This is a genomic window from Alcanivorax sp., from assembly GCF_051117345.1.
Classification (GTDB): domain Bacteria; phylum Pseudomonadota; class Gammaproteobacteria; order Pseudomonadales; family Alcanivoracaceae; genus Alcanivorax.
This window is the reverse complement of record NZ_JBNPEC010000099.1, coordinates 16303-33880: the sequence shown is the minus strand read 5'-3', so window position 1 is coordinate 33880 and position 17578 is coordinate 16303. Positions and strand designations below refer to the sequence as shown.

At 60.2% G+C, this 17578-nt stretch carries 18 protein-coding genes; 8 read left to right on the top strand and 10 right to left on the bottom strand.

Annotated features, from left to right (window positions below; genetic code table 11):
• Nucleotides 1-346: 346 nt before the first annotated feature.
• Nucleotides 347-1159 (top strand): M23 family metallopeptidase, encoded by an 813-nt coding sequence (locus tag ACFE0K_RS06460; protein ID WP_434535281.1) that lies wholly within the window; start codon nt 347-349, stop codon nt 1157-1159.
• Between the two features lie 153 nt (nt 1160-1312).
• Here ACFE0K_RS06460 and ACFE0K_RS06455 read toward each other — a convergent pair whose 3' ends face one another.
• Nucleotides 1313-2542: a GGDEF domain-containing protein gene (locus ACFE0K_RS06455; protein WP_434535280.1), complete on the bottom strand. Its 1230-nt coding sequence runs from the start codon at nt 2540-2542 to the stop codon at nt 1313-1315.
• A gap of 125 nt (nt 2543-2667) precedes the next feature.
• Complete coding sequence (locus tag ACFE0K_RS06450) at nt 2668-2940, bottom strand: Arc family DNA-binding protein (RefSeq protein ID WP_434535279.1); 273 nt, start codon at nt 2938-2940, stop codon at nt 2668-2670.
• 357 nt (nt 2941-3297) lie between these two features.
• Between ACFE0K_RS06450 and ACFE0K_RS06445 the strand changes: the two genes are divergently transcribed.
• A complete protein-coding gene (locus tag ACFE0K_RS06445; RefSeq protein WP_434535282.1) occupies nt 3298-4245 on the top strand; it encodes a LysR family transcriptional regulator in 948 nt (315 codons plus the stop codon).
• Between the two features lie 330 nt (nt 4246-4575).
• On the opposite strand, the gene ACFE0K_RS06440 is transcribed toward ACFE0K_RS06445, so the two are convergent.
• Entirely contained in the window at nt 4576-5484 is a 909-nt protein-coding gene (locus ACFE0K_RS06440; RefSeq protein WP_434535278.1) for a 6-pyruvoyl trahydropterin synthase family protein, read from the bottom strand.
• Nucleotides 5485-5670: 186 nt separating this feature from the next.
• On the opposite strand from ACFE0K_RS06440, the gene ACFE0K_RS06435 reads away from it, so the two are divergent.
• Together ACFE0K_RS06435 and ACFE0K_RS06430 are read left to right on the top strand one after the other, a co-directional pair.
• Nucleotides 5671-6009 (top strand): histidine triad nucleotide-binding protein, encoded by a 339-nt coding sequence (locus tag ACFE0K_RS06435; RefSeq protein WP_434535277.1) that lies wholly within the window; start codon nt 5671-5673, stop codon nt 6007-6009.
• Nucleotides 6010-6053: 44 nt separating this feature from the next.
• Entirely contained in the window at nt 6054-6638 is a 585-nt protein-coding gene (locus ACFE0K_RS06430; RefSeq protein ID WP_434535276.1) for an ACP phosphodiesterase, read from the top strand.
• A gap of 155 nt (nt 6639-6793) precedes the next feature.
• Here the strand turns inward: ACFE0K_RS06430 and ACFE0K_RS06425 are convergent, their stop codons facing one another.
• Nucleotides 6794-7627 carry an SDR family oxidoreductase gene (locus ACFE0K_RS06425; RefSeq protein ID WP_434535275.1) on the bottom strand — a complete coding sequence of 278 codons (834 nt, stop codon included), beginning with the start codon at nt 7625-7627 and terminating at the stop codon, nt 6794-6796.
• A 61-nt stretch (nt 7628-7688) separates the two neighbouring features.
• Complete coding sequence (locus ACFE0K_RS06420) at nt 7689-8579, bottom strand: alpha/beta fold hydrolase (protein ID WP_434535274.1); 891 nt, start codon at nt 8577-8579, stop codon at nt 7689-7691.
• A 3-nt stretch (nt 8580-8582) separates the two neighbouring features.
• Here ACFE0K_RS06420 and ACFE0K_RS06415 point away from each other — a divergent pair, with 3 nt between their 5' ends.
• Complete coding sequence (locus tag ACFE0K_RS06415; protein ID WP_434535273.1) at nt 8583-9035, top strand: 3D domain-containing protein; 453 nt, start codon at nt 8583-8585, stop codon at nt 9033-9035.
• 92 nt (nt 9036-9127) lie between these two features.
• Here ACFE0K_RS06415 and ACFE0K_RS06410 read toward each other — a convergent pair whose 3' ends face one another.
• From ACFE0K_RS06410 to ACFE0K_RS06400, 3 genes are read right to left on the bottom strand one after another with little or no spacing between them, the layout of a single operon-like run.
• Nucleotides 9128-9886, bottom strand: a complete 759-nt coding sequence (locus tag ACFE0K_RS06410) for an SDR family oxidoreductase (protein WP_434535272.1) — start codon at nt 9884-9886, stop codon at nt 9128-9130.
• Complete coding sequence (locus ACFE0K_RS06405) at nt 9883-10818, bottom strand: alpha/beta hydrolase (protein WP_434535271.1); 936 nt, start codon at nt 10816-10818, stop codon at nt 9883-9885. Before ACFE0K_RS06405 ends, ACFE0K_RS06410 begins: the two co-directional genes overlap by 4 nt.
• Nucleotides 10802-12259, bottom strand: coding sequence for a flavin-containing monooxygenase (locus tag ACFE0K_RS06400; RefSeq protein ID WP_434535270.1), 1458 nt, complete (start codon nt 12257-12259; stop codon nt 10802-10804). Before ACFE0K_RS06400 ends, ACFE0K_RS06405 begins: the two co-directional genes overlap by 17 nt.
• A 102-nt stretch (nt 12260-12361) precedes the next feature.
• Between ACFE0K_RS06400 and ACFE0K_RS06395 the strand changes: the two genes are divergently transcribed.
• Nucleotides 12362-13369 carry an AraC family transcriptional regulator gene (locus ACFE0K_RS06395; protein WP_434535269.1) on the top strand — a complete coding sequence of 336 codons (1008 nt, stop codon included), beginning with the start codon at nt 12362-12364 and terminating at the stop codon, nt 13367-13369.
• A gap of 138 nt (nt 13370-13507) precedes the next feature.
• Here ACFE0K_RS06395 and ACFE0K_RS06390 read toward each other — a convergent pair whose 3' ends face one another.
• Both ACFE0K_RS06390 and ACFE0K_RS06385 read right to left on the bottom strand, forming a co-directional pair.
• Entirely contained in the window at nt 13508-13969 is a 462-nt protein-coding gene (locus ACFE0K_RS06390) for an LEA type 2 family protein (protein WP_434535268.1), read from the bottom strand.
• 280 nt (nt 13970-14249) lie between these two features.
• Nucleotides 14250-15005 (bottom strand): SDR family NAD(P)-dependent oxidoreductase, encoded by a 756-nt coding sequence (locus ACFE0K_RS06385; protein WP_434535267.1) that lies wholly within the window; start codon nt 15003-15005, stop codon nt 14250-14252.
• Between the two features lie 125 nt (nt 15006-15130).
• Here ACFE0K_RS06385 and ACFE0K_RS06380 point away from each other — a divergent pair, with 125 nt between their 5' ends.
• On the top strand, nt 15131-15628 hold the full coding sequence (locus ACFE0K_RS06380) for a hypothetical protein (protein ID WP_290510768.1): 498 nt from the start codon (nt 15131-15133) through the stop codon (nt 15626-15628).
• A 7-nt stretch (nt 15629-15635) separates the two neighbouring features.
• Nucleotides 15636-17504, top strand: coding sequence for a tetratricopeptide repeat protein (locus tag ACFE0K_RS06375; RefSeq protein WP_434535266.1), 1869 nt, complete (start codon nt 15636-15638; stop codon nt 17502-17504).
• The last annotated feature ends 74 nt before the right edge of the window (nt 17505-17578 follow it).

Here is a 17578-nt window from a genome sequence, read left to right as displayed (position 1 = left end):
TACGAGCTACGAGCTACGAGCTACGAGCTACGAGCTACGAGCTACGAGCTACGAGCTACGAGCTACGAGCTACGAGCTACGAGCTACGAGCTACGAGCTACGAGCTACGAGCTACGAGCTACGCTCGATTGGATAGGTAAAGGGTGGAAAGTTCCCCGGACCTCGGCATTTCTACGAAGCCGCTGTAGGAGTACCTCTTGAGGTGCGAACCTTGCGGAGCAAGGGAATCGACCGCAGGGCGATCAGGAATATCAGGGCTCGACAGGTTCTTCTAATGGCTCCTTTAAAGCTTCGCCATATGTTTTCAGCTGGACCCATCCTCCCGGTAACCGTTTCGAGGTATTCGATGTTGCGAATTGTTGTAGGTCTGCTCGTGCTGCTGGCGGGCAATGTGATGGCCAGCGACTGGCTATTGTCCCTGGAAGGGGAGCGTACCCAGGGGGCCTTGCTGCGTGGCCAGGTGGCGCCGGGGGTGGCCGTCAAACTGGATGACAGGGTGGTGCGGGTTACCGGTGACGGTTTTTTTGCTGTCGGGTTTGGCCGTGATGCGGCGCTGCAGCAGAGCCTGGTGCTGGAAAAGCAGGGCGAAACCCAACAGGTACCCGTAACCCTCAGCAAACGGGAATACGACATCCAGCGCATTGAAGGCGTGCCCAAGCGTACCGTGGAGCCGCCGCCGGAAGCGGTGCTCAAGCGGATTCGTCGCGAAGTGGCCGAGATCAAGACGGCGCGGAATACCGACTCTGCCCTGTTGGCCTTCCTCAGTGATTTTCAGTGGCCCCTTACCGGACGCATCAGTGGCGTTTACGGCAGTCAGCGGGTCTACAACGGCAAGCCCGGCCGTCCGCACTTTGGCGTGGACGTGGCCCGCCCTGCCGGCACTGTTGTCGTCGCACCGGCGGATGCGGTGGTGACCCTGGTACAGGACGATAACTATTATTCCGGTGGCACCCTGATCATGGATCACGGCTACGGCGTGTCCTCCACCATGATTCATCTCAGCGAGGTGCTGGTGGAAACAGGGCAGACCGTGAAACAGGGTGAGCCGGTGGCCAAAGTCGGCGCCTCTGGCCGCGCCACCGGCCCGCACCTGGACTGGCGCTTGAACTGGTTTGAGGTAAAGCTGGACCCGGTGACGGTGGTGGGGGAGATGCAGTGAACAGTTAATAGTGAATAGTTAACAGCGACGCGGTTGCGGACTGTAGGTTTTGAAACGCAAGAGGCCGCGCCCATTCTCTGGGCGCGGCCTCTTGCGTTTCAAACATGAAAATCCAGGGCGTGCAGCTGTTAACTATTCACTATTAACTGTTAACTAGCTCAACATCTCCACCGACCCCTGGCTATTCATCAACGCCACCCGATTACGCCCGGCGCCCTTGGCCTGGTAGAGGGCTTCGTCGGCCTGTTTGAGCAATTCAGCGCCATTGCTGGCGCCGTGGTCGGAGCAGGCTACGCCGACGCTGATGGTGACCACCTGGCTGACCCGGGAGCCGCTGTGGGGCAGGCCCAGTTGTTCTACCCGGTTACGCATCCGCTCGGCAAACACCAGGGCATCGTTGAAGCTGGAGTCGGTGAGGACGATGACAAATTCCTCGCCGCCGTAGCGCGCGACAAAATCGGTTTCCACCTGCACCATGGAAAGGGGAACGTTGGATATTTTCTTCAGGCATTCATCCCCGGCCGGGTGGCCGTAGGTATCGTTGTACTGTTTGAAAAAGTCGATATCGAACAGCAGCAGGCTGATGCGTTCCGGTGCATCCGGGTTGCCCTGTTTGTGCAGATGGAACAGGTGGTTGAGCCGGGACTCCATGCCGCGCCGGTTGATGCAGCCGGTCAGGCCATCCACGGTGGCCTGATTTTCCAGTACCAGGTTGGCGGAGTGCAGCTCGTTGCGGTGCTGGTAAAGCACGTGTTCGGAAAGGAAGTGCTGGCGCAACAGCCGCTCGTACACGTACTGGCCAAACAGGCTCATGCTGGCAAAGGCCAGAGTCACCATGGTCAGGGTGGTGGCCTCGAAGGGGGTCCGTTCCGGGTTGGCGATCAGCGTGGCGACCATGGCGCCGATCATCACCGTGGAGCTTAGCAGGGCGGAATAGAACGGCACACGAATCAGGATGCAAATCATGATGATCGACATCGGGGTGTGCAGGAAAAAGGTATAGGAAAGCGGGTGCTCAACATGCACGCCCAGATAATTGCCGGTCAGGGCAACGGCGAAGGCCAGTGCCAACGTGGCCGGGTGCAGCCACTCCCGCCACTGGAGTGTGCGGGCGAGGATAACGCAGCCGCCGGCCAGCATCAGGGTGAATAACCGCGGACGCCAGGAATTGGTGATCACATCCGTGCCGATCCAGGATTCGATCAGCATGGCGGCGGCGATCAGAATGGCGACCAGTCCCAGCGCCCAGGGTGCCACCTTCGACACGCTGGCCAGAAAATACAGGCGAAAATCTTTTTCCAGCGGCTTTGGCAGACGCAGGTGCCACGGCAAGCTGATGTCATTGCCGGTGGGGAGTGGGTTGTGGTTCTGGGGAGCTGTCACGGCCGATAAGGCTCCTTTCTGTCCGTGAGTCGGTGGCGGCCATGTTTCATCATAGAGTATGCCCGTTATTGAAAAAAATCACAGGCGGCCAACGGCATATTGTAAGGACAGAAGGTCGTCAGCGTTCAGTCCAGCAGGGCCAGAAGTGCCTGTTGCTTGCCTGATGGCAGGCGTCGGAAGCGTTCCAGCAGGTACGCTTCCTCGTTGCCGTCAGGAATTGCGGTTTCGCCATGGGGCAAAGTAGCGGGCCAATTGCTTAGACTGTGCTGCAAGCGGGCAATGATCTCCGCATTCATGCTGCGATGGCTCAGGCTGGCAGCTTGCGCCACATCGCCTCGCATGCCATTGGGAAATCGAACCACGAACTTCTCGGCTCGCGTGGTTGCGCTGCTTGTCATAGTAACCTCTGAATCACACCTGCGAACAATATTCAGCACTCTGATGGCAGAGTGCCTCTTTCAGACAACACGACAGGGTGTAGTGTTAACAATGCTTCAGACCTTACGCATTTTTTTGCCTTTAGGCGATACTGGCAGCTTGCCATTAAGCCTCAAACAGCGACTCGGTTAACACTGAAAACGGTAAAAATTGCTTTTACATTGAATAATACGCCACGCGACATGCGCCATGGATGGTGCTGGAGCGTTATCGCGTGTTGGGTGATGCATGAAACATGTGGCGTTCTAATGTGACAGCCCCGCCGCCGGGCGATAGAATCCATTTCAATGATGTTTTCTTAAGTGGCAATTCACACCATGAATATTGGCGCGGCTGACCTGAACCTGCTCAAGTACCTGGACGTGCTGTTGCGCGAGCAGAATGTGACCCGGGCGGCGGAGCAACTGGGTATCACCCAGCCCGCCATGAGCAATTCACTCAAGCGATTGCGGGAACTGTTTGGCGATCCGTTGCTGATTCGCACCAGTGACGGCATGACCGCCACTGAGCGTGCTCAGGAATTGCGCCCGCTGGTTCGCCAGATTCTCTCCCAGGCAGAGCAGTTGTTTACCCCGGAAGATGTGTTCAAGCCCTCGGATAGTCGTCGGGTATTTCGCATCATGACCAGCGACTATGCGGAAGCCACCCTGGTGCCGCATATCGTGCGGCGCCTGCGTGCCGAAGCGCCCAACGTGGTGCTGGATTTTCTGACGCCGTCGGATGTGAGTTACCAGGACATGGAGCAGGGCCGGGTGGACATGGCGGTGAATCGTTTCAACGAGATTCCCGGCTCCTTTCACCAGGTGAGCCTGTGGAAAGATTCCTTTTCCTGCTTGTTGAACCGGGATAACCCCATTGCCAGTGGTTTCAATCTGGACAGTTATCTGTCAGCACAACATATCTGGGTATCGAAAACCGGTTTCGGGGTAGGGTTCGGCATGAACCCGGAAAAACTCGGCGGGCTTGGCTGGATTGATCATGCCCTGGAGCAGCTGGGCAAGAGCCGCAAGATCAGCATCTTTACTCGTCATTACCAGATGCCTGCCCTGCTGGCCATGAACAACGACCTGGTCGCCACCCTGCCCAGCCGCGTGGCGCGCATGCAAGCCCAGAACGAACGCTTGCTGATCAAGGAGCCGCCCTTCGACATTCCCCAGTTCGAACTGAAAATGGCCTGGTCGTCGCTGCTGCACCACAACGTGGCCCATCGCTGGCTGCGGAGACTGATCCAGGAAGAGGCGGAAAGCATTCTGGCGGAGGAATAGCTACGAAGCCCCTGTAGGAGCGTAGCGCAGCGGAGTAACGCACGTAGTTCAGTGCGGCCCGAAGGGTGAGCGAAGCGAATATACCTCTTGAGGTGCGAACCGCCTTGCGCGGAAATCGACCGGAGGGCGATCAGGAATCTCAGCACTCGACAGGTTTCAGAAAGAACGGCGGACAGATAATCCTCTGTCGCCTCGCTACGCTCGGTTCGCACCTCAAGAGGTGCTCCTACATTCAATCGCGCCGCCAGCGACGGTCCTACAAGCTTCGATCAAGGGCAGGGTGCTATTCGAGAATCTCGCCCTGCTCGTGTTGAAGCTAGTAGCTGCAACTCAAATCACCGCCGCGCCGCTGAGCCAGCTGCTGTGGGTCTTGCCGGGCAGGTTTTCGCCGGCTTCGGCGATGGCGCCCTTGCCGATGCCTTCAAAGGCACGCACGCGGAAGTGCTTGCCAGGGGCCTCGGTGGCCAGTTGCTCAGCGATATGAGCGGCCAGTTGCTCCACGGTGGTGTCGGTGTCGACCATGTAGCAATGATCTTCCGGGATCACCAGCTCGAAGTGCCCCTGGGGGGCATCGTAGCGGAAACGGTGGTGGGGAATTTCCTCAATGTAGTAAGTCCCTTCCAGGTCTTCTTCGGTGCCCAGGTAGATATCTTCCCAACGGTCCGCCCAGAGCTTTTCCCAGTAGCGGCTGCGCCGGCCATTCTCGAAGATATGGATGCCGGAGCGGTGGCCGTGGGCAATGCGCTGGCAATTGCCGTCGTGTTTCTTGAGACCATGCGAATAGTGGTAGAAAGGCGCAGTACCGGTATCTTCCTCGCGCAGCACGATGCGTACCTCGGCCACATTGTCTGGCACCACCTGTTGTACCAGGTCCATCAGGAACAGGGTCAGGTTGGCCTTGGAGACTTCCGGGCCGCTCATCAGCAGCAGGCTTTCACTGGGAGCCACCATGCGGATGGTGCCGCCCCGGTAGAGCCATTCCAGGCTGGTGTTGTTGTCGCGCTCGCTCACCGTGGCGTGTTCGCTGTCCACAGGCACCAGCAGCCGGTGGTCCACGTGGTCATCGATGATCTGCTTGATGCGCTTCTTGATATGACCGAAGTCGAACACCATGCCCTGATGATCCAGATCGCCGGTCAATTCCAGATCGACCAGCCAGGACTCACCGACCATGCCGCGCTTAGGGTGCAGGTAGGAGAAATCGGCGACGGTTAAATTTTCGACAAAAAGAGTGGCCATGCGGTTCCGGTGGAATAAGGTTGGGTTTCGACAGGCTGCTATAATGCCATTATTCTGGGCTGCCGCTAAGGTGTGCGCCACACACAGCGAACATTTTACGCGCAGTTACCGTGCGAGCTGTGAACCGGGGCACACCCTTCGGGGCTGAAAACTGCTCGCCCTTGCCTATCCGGAGCGATTCGAACCATGGCTGAAACCCTTTTTTCCAAGATCATCGACCGCGAAATTCCTGCCGATATCATCTTCGAAGACGACCAGTGTCTGGCCTTCAGGGATATTAACCCCCAGGCGCCCACCCACTTCCTGGTGATCCCCAAGAAGCCGATCCCCAAGTTGTCTGATGCCGAAGAGGACGACAAGGGCCTGCTTGGACACCTGCTGCTGGTGGCAAGCCGTGTTGCCGAGCAGGAAGGACTGGAGGATTTTCGCCTCAACGTGAACAACGGCGCCGGCGCCAGCCAGACCGTCTTCCATCTGCATGTGCACGTACTGGGTGGCCGCGCCTTCAGCTGGCCGCCGGGCTGAAGACTTAAAGGCGTGGCGCTGATGGTGCGCCAGGAAGGGCGGCTATGAATTATCTGGCACATCTCTCCCTGGCTCGGCCGTCTGTGCCATCCAAGGTCGGCAATGTGCTGGGGGATTTCATGCATGGGGTGGAACAATCCCGGCTCAGTGAGCCGGTGCGGCGGGGCCTGGACAATCATCGTCTGGTGGACCGCTTTACCGATAACCATCCCTGGGTGCAGGCCCAGCGCCGCAGCTTCTCGTCAACACGGCGCCGTTTTGCCGGTGTCGCCCTGGATGTCTTGTTTGATCATTTTCTGTGGCAGCACTGGTCGGCGTTTTATGACCATGGGCGCGAGGCGGCCATTGTCCGCCACTACCAGCATCTGCAGGCCGGTCTGCCGCTGATGCACGTGCCCATGCGGGAACGGGTCGAGCGTCTGATCGAGCACGATTTGCTCAATCAGTACCGGGAGCTGACGCGGGTGGGGCAGGCACTGGATGTGATTGCCGGGCGTATCCGTTTTGCCAACGACTTCGCCGGCATCATCGAGGAAATCGAGCCGCGCTATCAGGAGCTGGAGCGGGGCTTTCTGGGTTTCTACCCCGAGCTTCAGGACGTGGTAAAGGTGGCTGGGGTGGAGGTTTGAGTTGAAAGTTCAAAGTTGAAAGTTTCAAGGCGCGGAATGGCTGAGAGCTAAACGAAAGCGCACTGCCCGCGCGTGCCGGTAATGGTGCGCGGGCAAAGTGCTGCAAGGGAGGCAGACGCCTAATTCGCGCCTTTTAACTTTCAACTCGCCACTTATCACAACGTGGGCAGATCCAACTCCGCCATGGTGTCGTAATACAGCTCTTCTGCCAGCTTCTGGTTGCGTGCCCGGGGTGAACGCAGGGCCGGTTTGTGGTTGGCGAAGTATTCGCCGGTGACCTCGGCATACTGCGGGTCCAAAGCCAGGCTGACGGGCAGGGTGGCGGCTTTTTCCGGGGTGGTGAGGGTCGGGCGAATCAGGGCCATGGCGGCCTTGGGGACATGCCGGAAGATGGGCGTGTCCACGCCTCCCGGGTGCAGGGCGTTACTGGTGATGCCGAGTTCCTGCAGGTGCTCGGCGAGCACATTGCTGAACAGGATGTTGCCTAGTTTGGATTGGCCATAGGCGTCCATTACCAGGTAGGGCTTGCGACCGCGCCAGGTCTTCTTGTTGATCCGCCCCAGCCAATGGGCTACGGACGCCACATGCAGAATGCGCGGCTGGTTGCCTTTCTTTAGTAGCGGCAGCATCAGGTGGGTGAACAGCACCGGTGCCAGGTAATTAACCCCGAACTGCATTTCGTAGCCGTCGCGGGTGAATTCCTGCTGGGTGGGCACCACGCCGGCATTGTTGATCAGCACATCCAGTTCGCCCAGCTCCCGGTAGATGAGGGCCGCGTTGTCGCGCACATTTTCCAGGTCGGAAAGATCCAGCGGAAACAAATGCACTTTGGCATCCGGGTGGCGGTTCTTGATGCGGGCGATGGCGGCCTGGCCCTTGGTCTGGTCGCGACAGGCCAGGGATACTTCCGCGCCGTGGCCGGCCAGTTGCTCGGCGGTACAGTAGCCGATGCCGGAATTGCCGCCGGTAATCAGAACACGCTTGCTCATGGTTTGCTCCGCTGTGGTTTGCGCCAGCTTAACAGCATGGCTGTGTCCTGTGAGGCCAATCTCAATACGGGGTGCGGTCGATCCAGTCGAGAATATGGTCGGCAACGGTTTGCCACTGGGGACCCTGCAGCAACAGGTGGGGGGCCTGAGGGTAGAAGCGGTATTCGCCCTGGCCTGCCAGGTGATCGTGCAGGTGGCTGATGCCGGCGGCGGGCACAGAGTTGTCCTGGCCGCCGTAGAGTAACAGGGAGGGTGTCTGTATTGAGTGTGCCCGGTCGCTGGCGCTGTCGGCCAGCTGGATCAGGCCCCAGTAGGCATCCATGCGGACTTCGCGGATCACCCGAGGGTCGTTGGCCAGACGTTGGGCGCTGTCAGCCGCCAGGCGTGGGTCATCGGGTTCGCGGTTTACCGTCAGCTGATATCCGGGCGCCAGAAAAGCGGCGCTGGCGATGGCGGCATTCCAGCCGTAGCGGAAGCGGATCCCCTCGCGCACGGCAGGTCCGGCGAGCACGATGCCGGCCACTTTGTCAGGCACCTCCAGCGCTGCCAGCATCGCCACGGCCCCTCCCAGACTTTCCCCCACCAGGAACACCGGGCGCTGATAGCGTTCATAGAGTTGCTCGATCTGATAGACCGCTTCTGATACCAGCTGGTCTTCTCCGGCCCACTGCCCTTGCTGGGTACGTTCGCCGAACCCGGCCTGGTCATAGCTGACCAGCAGGTGGCCGTTGTCGGCAAAGTAGGGGCCCAGTGCATCGAAGGCAGCCCCGAAATCGCCGAAGCTGTGCAGGCCAAGGATCACCGCATCGGGATTGTCGGCGGGTTGCCAGTGACGCAGGGTGTCGGTGAGGGCTGCGGGCGCAGCCGTGTCCTCCGCCCTGTTGTCGGAAACCAGGTTGCAGGCCGACAGCAGACCGTGAAGCATAATAAGAGTGACCAGACGGAGAATCATGCCATGAGCCTAGCAGTCAGCCCGCAACGGCGAGTGAATGCCGCCGCTTTTACCCTGGTACTGGTGGCGCTGACCTGGCTGGTGGCCCGGTGCGAAGCGGATCAGGGCAAGCCTGCCGCACCGAATACGGTGACCATGACGGTCACTGCCACGGCCTACAATTCCCTGCACGGCCAGGGGGCGGGAGCGGACCATGCCCTGGCCGCCTGGGGGGATCGCCTCAAACCGGGGATGAAGTCCATCGCGGTGTCGCGGGATTTGATTCCCATGGGGCTGGGACATAATGCTGAACTGCATATCGAAGGCCTGCCCGGTACCTGGGTGGTGAAGGACAAGATGCACTGGCGCTGGAAAAAGAAGATCGATATTTATATGGGCGAGGATGTGCAGGCGGCCCGGGAGTGGGGGCGAAGAAAGGTGAAGATTACCTTTTCTGCTCCGCCGGCCGAGCCGTAGCTTGGAGCCCTTGCTGTAGGAGCGTCGCTCGCGGCGCGATCAACGAGGTTAGAATCGCGCCGCGAGCGACGCTCCTACGGAGAAGCAGGGTGTCAGTCTCTGCTCAGAAAGCTCATGAACAACCGTGTCGAGGCACTGGGCAAGGCCTTGTCGAGGAGCTTGATCAGTTTGAAGGTGAGGCCCACCGGGTTGTGTACCGGCATTTTTTCATTGGCAGCCTGCCAGACCGTGTCGGCCACGTCGTTGGCACTCAGGTTGACGCCCATGCGGTCTACCACCGGTGCCCGGAAGCTGGCCTTTTCCACCATGGGGGTTTTCACGAACGGCGGCATGATATCGACCACGCGGATGCCCTGACGCCCCCATTCGATATTCAGCGACTCGGTGAGCGAACGCACCGCGAACTTGCTGGCGGAATAGGAGGCTAGGTGCGGCACCCCGTACAGGGCCGAGGCGGAACTCATGTTGATCACCGCGGCGGTCTTGCTCTCCTGCAGGAAGGGGTGGGCAGCCAGGCTCATGTTGATCAGGCCGGTGACGTTGATGTCGATGATCTGCTTGTGCTGTTCCGCGCTGATGGACTCGAACTGGCCCATGCGCAGAATGCCGGCACAATTGAACAGCACGTCGATGCCTCCGTCTTCGGCAAAGTCCCGGCAGGCATGCTCACAGGCAATGCTGTCGGTCACGTCCAGGCGCCGGTACCAGCTGTTGTCCAGTTCCTTCGCCAGCCGCGCCAGGGCGGTTTCATTCACATCGGTCAGGCCAACCCGCCAGCCGTTCTCATGAAAGTGCTTGGCGGTGGCCAGGCCGATGCCACTGGCGGCGCCGGTGATCAGGATACGTTTCATGCAGCGGCATCCTTCCAGTGTTGATGGATAAAGCGGGCGCAGGTCATCAACGCCTGATCCGCATCGGCCAATACGCCGGCATGGAGCTGGAAATCATGCCAGCGCTGGGGGTGCACCTGCAGACGCGCCGGGGTACCGGCGTTGTTCAGGGCGGTGCACAGGCGGTGGCTGTCGTTGAGCAGGATCTCGTCGCCGCCAGCCTGGATCAGTACCGGGGGCAGGTCACTCAGATCACCATTGAGGGGTGAGCAGGGCGGGCGAGTCGGATCGTCTCCGCCATAGGCGCCAGCGGCACTGGCCAGCCAGGCGTGACTGAGCATGATGTCACGGTCAGTGTCGAACAGGTCGTTGAGGCTCAGGTCCACCCAGGGAGAGATCAGGATCGTGCTGCTGGGCAAGGCGATCTGTTTTGCTTTCAGGGCTTGCAGGGTAGCCAGGGCAAGGCCGCCGCCGGCGGAGTCACCGGCGATGACCAGGGTGGCCGGGTCCACGCCCTCTGCCAGCAGGGCTTGATACACTGCCACGGCATCTTCAATGGCGGCGGGGCAGGCATGCTCCGGTGCCAATCGGTAGTCGGGTACGACCACGCGGGCGTTGGCGAATCTTGCCAGGTGAGAGGTGATGGCCCGGTGGCTTTCCGGGCTGCCGGCTACATAGCCGCCGCCGTGCAGATAAAGCACGGTGCCCTGGGCATTCAGCGGCGCATAGTGGCGGCAGGGGACACTGCCCAGCGGAGCGTCGTGGCTGGGCACATCCCGGGCGACCAGGGTGGTCTTGGCCATGATGTCCATCCAGCGGCGCTGCGCCTTCACGCTGAAACGCGGGTTGGCCACCGGTTTGAACAACATGGCCAGGGACTGGCGCAACGCGCCGGCCAGCATTTGCTGGGTGCCGGATTGGGCCCGGCTGATTCGATCAACGAAGGAGGTCATAGTCACTCAGATCCAGGGTCCGTGTCTGGCGGCGGTAGTCGAAGGTGAAGCCGGGCCAGTTGTTGGTGTTCTTGCCACTTTCGGTTTTGTACCAGCTATGACAGCCCTTGTCCCAGACGGTATTGCTGATCTTGTCTTGCACCGTCTTGTTGAAATCGTCCTGAACCCGGTCGCGCACTTCCAGTGCCTTGATACTCTGTTCCTCCATCTCTGCCACACATTGCAGGATGTAGTGAATCTGGCTTTCCAGCATGTAGATGATGGAGTTGTGGCCCAGGTTGGTGTTGGGGCCGTAGAGCATGAACAGGTTGGGAAAGCCCCGAACGGTAATGCCCAGGTAAGCTTCGGCGCCATCTTTCCACACCGCGTTCAGGTCTGCCCCGTCACGGCCGGTAATGGTCATGGGGGTGAGGAAGTCGGTGGCCTTGAAGCCGGTGCCATAGATGACCACATCCACGTCGTGATGGGTGCCGGTGCTGTCGGTAAGGCCGCTCTGGTCCACCGAGCTGATGCCGTGGTTGATCACCTCCACATGGTCCTGTGCCAAGGCCGGGTAGTAATCGTTGGACATCAGAATGCGCTTGCAGCCCATGGGGTAATCCGGGGTCAGTTTCTCGCGCAGGGCGGGATCCTTGATCTGCTGCTTCAGGTGACGACGAAACAGCCACTCGTACACCTTCATGGCCTTCTGGAAAGTGGTAAAGCCCAGGGCCCGTGATTCGTTGGTGGCATAAATGCGTAGCCGGTCCAGGGTCTGGGTAATGGGTGCCTTGCTCAGTACCTGGTGTTCCAGTTTGCTGTAGGCGCGATCCGGTTTGGCAATCACATGGGCGGCGGAGCGCTGGAACAGTTTTACCTTGCCGGCCACCTTGGCCACTTCCGGCACGAACTGGATGGCGCTGGCGCCGGTGCCCACAACGGCCACGGTTTTGCCGGTCAGGTCCACGTCGTGGTCCCAGCGGGCGCTGTGGAAATGCGCACCAGCGAAATCCTCGATACCGGACAGCGGCGGGTAGGCGGGCTGGTTGAGCTGGCCGGTGGCGGTGATCAGTACCCGGGTAGTGAGGGTGTCACCGTTGGTCAGGGTTAATTCCCAGATGCCGTCTTCATCCTGGTAGCGGGCGTCGGCGACTTCCGTGTTGAAGCGGATATGCCGGTACAGGTCGTACTTGCGCGCGCAGTATTGCTGGTAGGAAAAGATTTCCTGCTGCGGCGCGAAGCGGCGGCTCCATGGGTAATGGCGCTCGAAGGAAAAGGAATACAGGTGCGAAGGCACATCGCAGGCGGCGCCCGGGTAGGTGTTGTCACGCCAGCAGCCACCCACGTCGTGGCCTTTCTCAATCATCAAAATATTCTCTTCGCCCTGGGCTTTCAGGCGAATGGCCATACCGAGTCCGCCGAAGCCGGCACCGATAATCACCACGTTGTGGGTTACTTGCATGGTAAACATCCCAGTAATCTTTTATTGATGGTTACTCTAACGGGACGGATACGTCTTGTTTATGGCATTCTGGGACAGAAAATTGTGGGAAACGGACATTTCATGGATGTACGTCGAGCCATCACCAGTGTGCGCCTGCAAGTGGCCTACGCCGCCGAGCAGGGTCTGGACGCGGAGGCCTGTCTGGCAGGCAGCGATATTGACCCGGCAATGCTGCACCGACCGGAGGCGACCATCGAGCGGGCCCAGGAGCGCCGGGTGGTGGAGAACCTCTGTGCGCAGCTGGATGACCCGGTCAGACATGGCCTGGCCATGGGGCAGCGTTATCACCTGAGCAGTTACGGGGTGTGGGGCTTTGCCCTGCTCAGCAGCCCTACCTTCCGGCAGGCGGTGGAGCTGGGGGTGCGCTATCTGGATCTGACCTTTGCCTTCCTGGATATCCGTCTTGAAGAAGAGCAGGGGGAGGCGGTGCTAATGCTGGATGACAGCGGGCTGCCGGAAACCATTCGCCCCTACCTGCTGGCACGGGATGCCAGCGCGGTGATGATGGTCCAGGAAGAATTGTTCGCCAGCCGTATTCCGCTGTCCTCCCTGGTGCTGCGCTTGCCCGAGCAGGACCCGGCGCCGTTTACCGCTATTTTCGGGCTGCCGCCTCGTTTCGATCAGTCGCACAACCAGGCTCGGTTTGTCGCGGGTCTGCTGGATATGCCCTTGCCCCAGGCCAACCCGGTCACCGCCCGACTCTGCGAAGAGCAGTGCCAGCAATTACTCGTGCAGCGCTACCGACAGGGAGGGGTGGCGTTGCAGGTACGCCGCCGTCTGCTCAGCCAGCCGGGCAGCTTTCCGGATATGGAGGCCATGGCATCGGAGCTGGGTGTCACCAGTCGCACCCTGCGTCGGCAGCTGCGCACTGAGGGCACCGGTTACCGGGAGCTGCTGGATGAGGTGCGACGGATGCTGGCGGAGCAGTGGTTAATCCTGGGCGGACTGGGCATGGAAGAGATCAGCGATCGACTGGGTTTCTCCGAGCTGTCCAACTTCAATCATGCCGTCCGCCGCTGGACCGGCCCGATGCCGCCCCGGTTTCGTCGCGAGCGTCAGGGGGGATGATTTTTGCCGCAGAGGTTTCTTGAATAGGCTGTAGGAGCGTCGCTCGCGGCGCGATCAACGAGGTTAGAATCGCGCCGCGAGCGACGCTCCTACAGCAAGGGTGGTGAGCGAAAGCAGGCTGCTATGCGCTCAGGCACTTCAAGGCATCGCTGGCAGGGTCATTTCGCCTTCCTTGTCGAAGGACAGGGGCAGGGGGACCCCGGCGACACGGGCCTTGCCCACCAATCGATACTGCAGCGGCTTGTCCTGTTGCTGCTGGATTTTCTGCAACTGTTTGAGGCTGCTCAGCAGGCTGGTGGTAATCGTGGTGGTCACCTGGGCATCGCCCATGGCGGGCAGGGTGACGCTGTCGCCAGTGAGGCCGCGGGCAAACTTTTCGCCGTTGATGAAGATTTCGTAGTCCAGGCTCTTCAGCGTCAGTTCCCGGTCATTGGGATTGCGCGCACGTAACGTGAGTCCCCATTCCTGTTCAAACAGGCTGATACTGTTAAGGGCAATGCCGGATACGCTGACTTCCGGTGCTTCCAGCGACCCCAGTCGTTGACAGCCCGCCAGCATGATGGCGGTGGTGACCAGCCATAGCGAAAGTACTTGTTTCATTCCCGAACTCCTTGGCATGGGCTCTGTTAGAGGCAAGCATAGCGGGAAAGTTGCATGAATGAAGGGGGGAGATGATTCGTCGCGAGGATCAACCGGGATAGGTGCATGCCGAACGGCCCGATCTCCCGCCACGCCACCGCGCCCCTGATGGGGCGCGCATGGCGCGGCATCCTTACCGGGCCGCCGGCATGGGTGCCAATACACATTGTGCATCAGCCCGTTGATAGTGGCGCGGGCGGACAGGGTATGGCAAGCGCCAAGTGTGGAAATTTTGTATCTGCTACCAGGGGAGTGGGTCGCCTCGCCAGTTAATAAAACTGCCGCTCTGTTCCGGTGTGGCCTGGTCCAGTTGCAGCGTCAATTGCTCGGCTACCCAGTCTGCCGAAAACAGCTTCTCTTCCGGTACCCGTGACTGAAAAGGGGCTGACAGTGGTGTATCGGTGGTGCCGGGGTGCAGCGCCAGTACAGTGAGATGAGGGGCCCGGCGGCGGGCCTCCACCGCAAAGGTGCGCATCATCTGATTCAGCGCCGCCTTGCTGCTGCGATAGCTGTACCAGCCGCCCAGATGGTTGTCGGTAATGCTGCCGACCCGGGCGGAGATGGCGGCGAAGGTTGCCGGCTGGCGGCGTAGTTGTGGCAGCAGGCTGCGGGCCAGCAGCATCGGGGCCCAGGCGTTCAGGCGGAAACTGTATTCCAGGCTCTCTAGCGACAGGTCTGCCAGGCGTTTTTCCGGTGACAGATTACGGCTGGTGTCGTGGAGCACGCCGGCACAGTGAACCACTCGCGAGAGATGGGCTGTGCGCGTTCTCACTTCTTCGGCAAGTGCAGTCGGCGCCCGGGGGGCGCTCAGATCCGCTGCCACCAGTGCCAACGGGCCATGCTGCGTTGCCAGTGCTGCCAGCGGTGAGTCGCCCGGATCGCGGCTGCTGGCGATAACCTGATCCCCTCGCGCCAGATGGAAGCGGGTGAGGGCCAGACCGATGCCTGAGCTGGCACCGGTAATCAGTACCGGATAGGGAAGCGATGGGGATGTCATAGGCGAAGAATCGCCGTTGATCGGACAAGTTAACGTGAAGAGCGGATCAGGTGTGACGATCACAACAGTCAAAGTCGCATGGCTATGGTAGATTGCCAAAAAACCATCGGGATTGGGGGAGCGCAATGCGCCAAGTAGTAGTGTTGCTGTTGATGCTGGTTGCCAGCCAGCTTCAGGGGGCCGAGCTGGATCAGGAGCTGGCGGACTTCAAGCGCGACGTACTGGAAGTCAATAAGCGTCTGCTACTGCTGGAGGAGGAACTGCTGTTTCCTGCCGATACCCAGGTGGGCATCTATGTGTCCCTGGATGTGGGCCATTACTTTCAGCCTGACAGCATTACTCTGGAGCTGGATGGCGAAGTGCTGGCCAGCCATCTTTACACCGAGCGGGAAATCCGGGCCCTGAAAAATGGTGCGGTGCAGCGATTGGCGCTGGCCAACGTGAAAAACGGTGAACACGAAATCACCGCCTTTGTGACTGGCATGGGGCCGGAAGATCGGGAAATTCGACGGGGTGTCACCGGGCAGTTTGAAAAGCGCCATGGCCGTCATTTCGTCCAGCTGCATATTGAGGATGACAAGGCCAAACAGCAGCCTCGTCTCCTGTTCCGTGACTGGCGCTGAGGCGAACATGCTGAAGTGGTCTGGCGTGGTGTTGTTGCTGATCAGCTCACTGGCCTGGGGGCGGTTGGACAAGCCGCATCAAGTGCAGGAGCTGGCCTATGGGGAAGTGGCGTACCTTTACCTGCAGGGGGATTATTTCGCTGCCCTGACCCGGGCGCAGATGGCTCTGGAGCGGGGTGAGGTGGATGTGCACCGGGCGGATCTGGAAGTGCTGCTGGGCGCCATGTACAGCGCCTACGGCATGCCGGAAGATGCCGAGCGGGTGTTCAGTGCATTGCTGGATCAGCAGGTCAGTGGCGAGGTGGCCCAGCGCGCCTGGATTCATCTGGCCGGGCTTTACTACCGACAGCAGAAATACCCCCGTGCGCTGGACACCCTGGAGCAGCAGGCCGGTACGCCGCCTGCGGATCTGCAAGAGGTTTACCACAGCCTGCGGGCACGGGTGCTGATGCGCCTGGGCCGCTATGAAGAGGCGGCGGAATCCCTGGATGCCTTTGCCGCCAATCACCCGCTTAATGCCTACCTGCGCTATAACCTGGCGATCAGCTGGATCAACGGCAAGCACCCTGGCCTGGGCCAGGAATGGTTGTGGGAACTGGCCAATCTGCCGCCCGGTGCGCCGGAGGTCAATGCGATCAAGGACAAGGCGATGCTGGCGCTGGCAATTTACATGCTGCGCAGCGATCAGGAGGACCGTGCTTTGCAGCTGCTGCGCGATGCCCGCCTGGAAGGGCCGTTCGCTGATGTCTCCCTGCTGCTTTACGCCCGCGCCCTGCTGATCGAGAACCAGCCGGCCCGGGCGTTGCCGGTGCTGCAACAACTGGACCGTAAATCGATCCAGCGTTCTACCGTGCAGGAAGCGCAGCTGGCGATCCCCTATCTGTACGAACAGATGGGCGACCAGCGTTCCGCTCGTCAGGCTTTCCAGACTGCGCTGGAACGCTTCGACGGGCTGGAGCAGTACCTGCTGGAGGTGGAGGCGCGCATTGCCAATGGTGACTGGTTTGCGGAAATGGTCGGTGAGCCACGCTGGTCCACGGCCATGGACCCGGTGCCGCCGTTTCTGCCGAAGCGGGTGAAGAGCTTTCCGACTTTCTACGAATGGTTTGCCACCACGGAATTCCAGCATGGCTGGCACAACTACCATGAGCTGATGCGGCAACGGAATCTGCTGACCCAATGGCAGAATACCTTGCCCGCCATGCAGACCATGCTGGCCGCCCATGAGCGTAAGCATCAGGAAGTCAGACCTCAGGCACAGGCCCTGCTGCGGGAATTGTCCCAGCAGGATTTCCAGGGGCGGCTCACCCGTTTGCAGCGTGATTATCAAACCGCTGTATCGGATCAAGATCCGTTGCCTTTTGCCACTGAGAAGGAGCAGCGTCTTTGGCAGGCTCAGCAGGAGGCCGAGCGAAAAACCCGGAGTTGGGGCAAGCGGAAACGGCCGGATATGACCGCCAAGCTGGATTTCTACAAGGGAATTCTGTTGTGGGAAATGCAGCAGGATATCGTGCCACGCCAGTGGCAACGCCAGCAGAAACTGAATGACATCAGCGCCATGCTGGATCAGACCCGTGAATTGCGTAGCCGGGTCATGGTGGCGAGTAACCGGGTCCAGCGGCTGGATTTTTTCCGCCAGGAACTGCCCGCCCTGGAGCAGGAGCTGGCCAGCTTGCAGCAGCGCGGTGAGCGGCTGATGCGGCGTCAGCAATATTCCCTGCAGGCGTCAGCGTTTGAGCAGGTCACGGTGACCCGCAAGCGGTTGAAGCGCTTCAGCGCGGCAGCCCATGAAGGGCTGGCGGATCTGTATAACAAGGCGTTGCGCAATAGCCGGGAGCCGGCGGCGAGCAGTGATTCAGCGCCTCTCGTAGAGTAACAAGGGACGCGGTTTTCTTCGCCTTGCCAGCCAGGCAGCAACGGCGATTTCTTGTGTCGAGAGCAACGATTTTG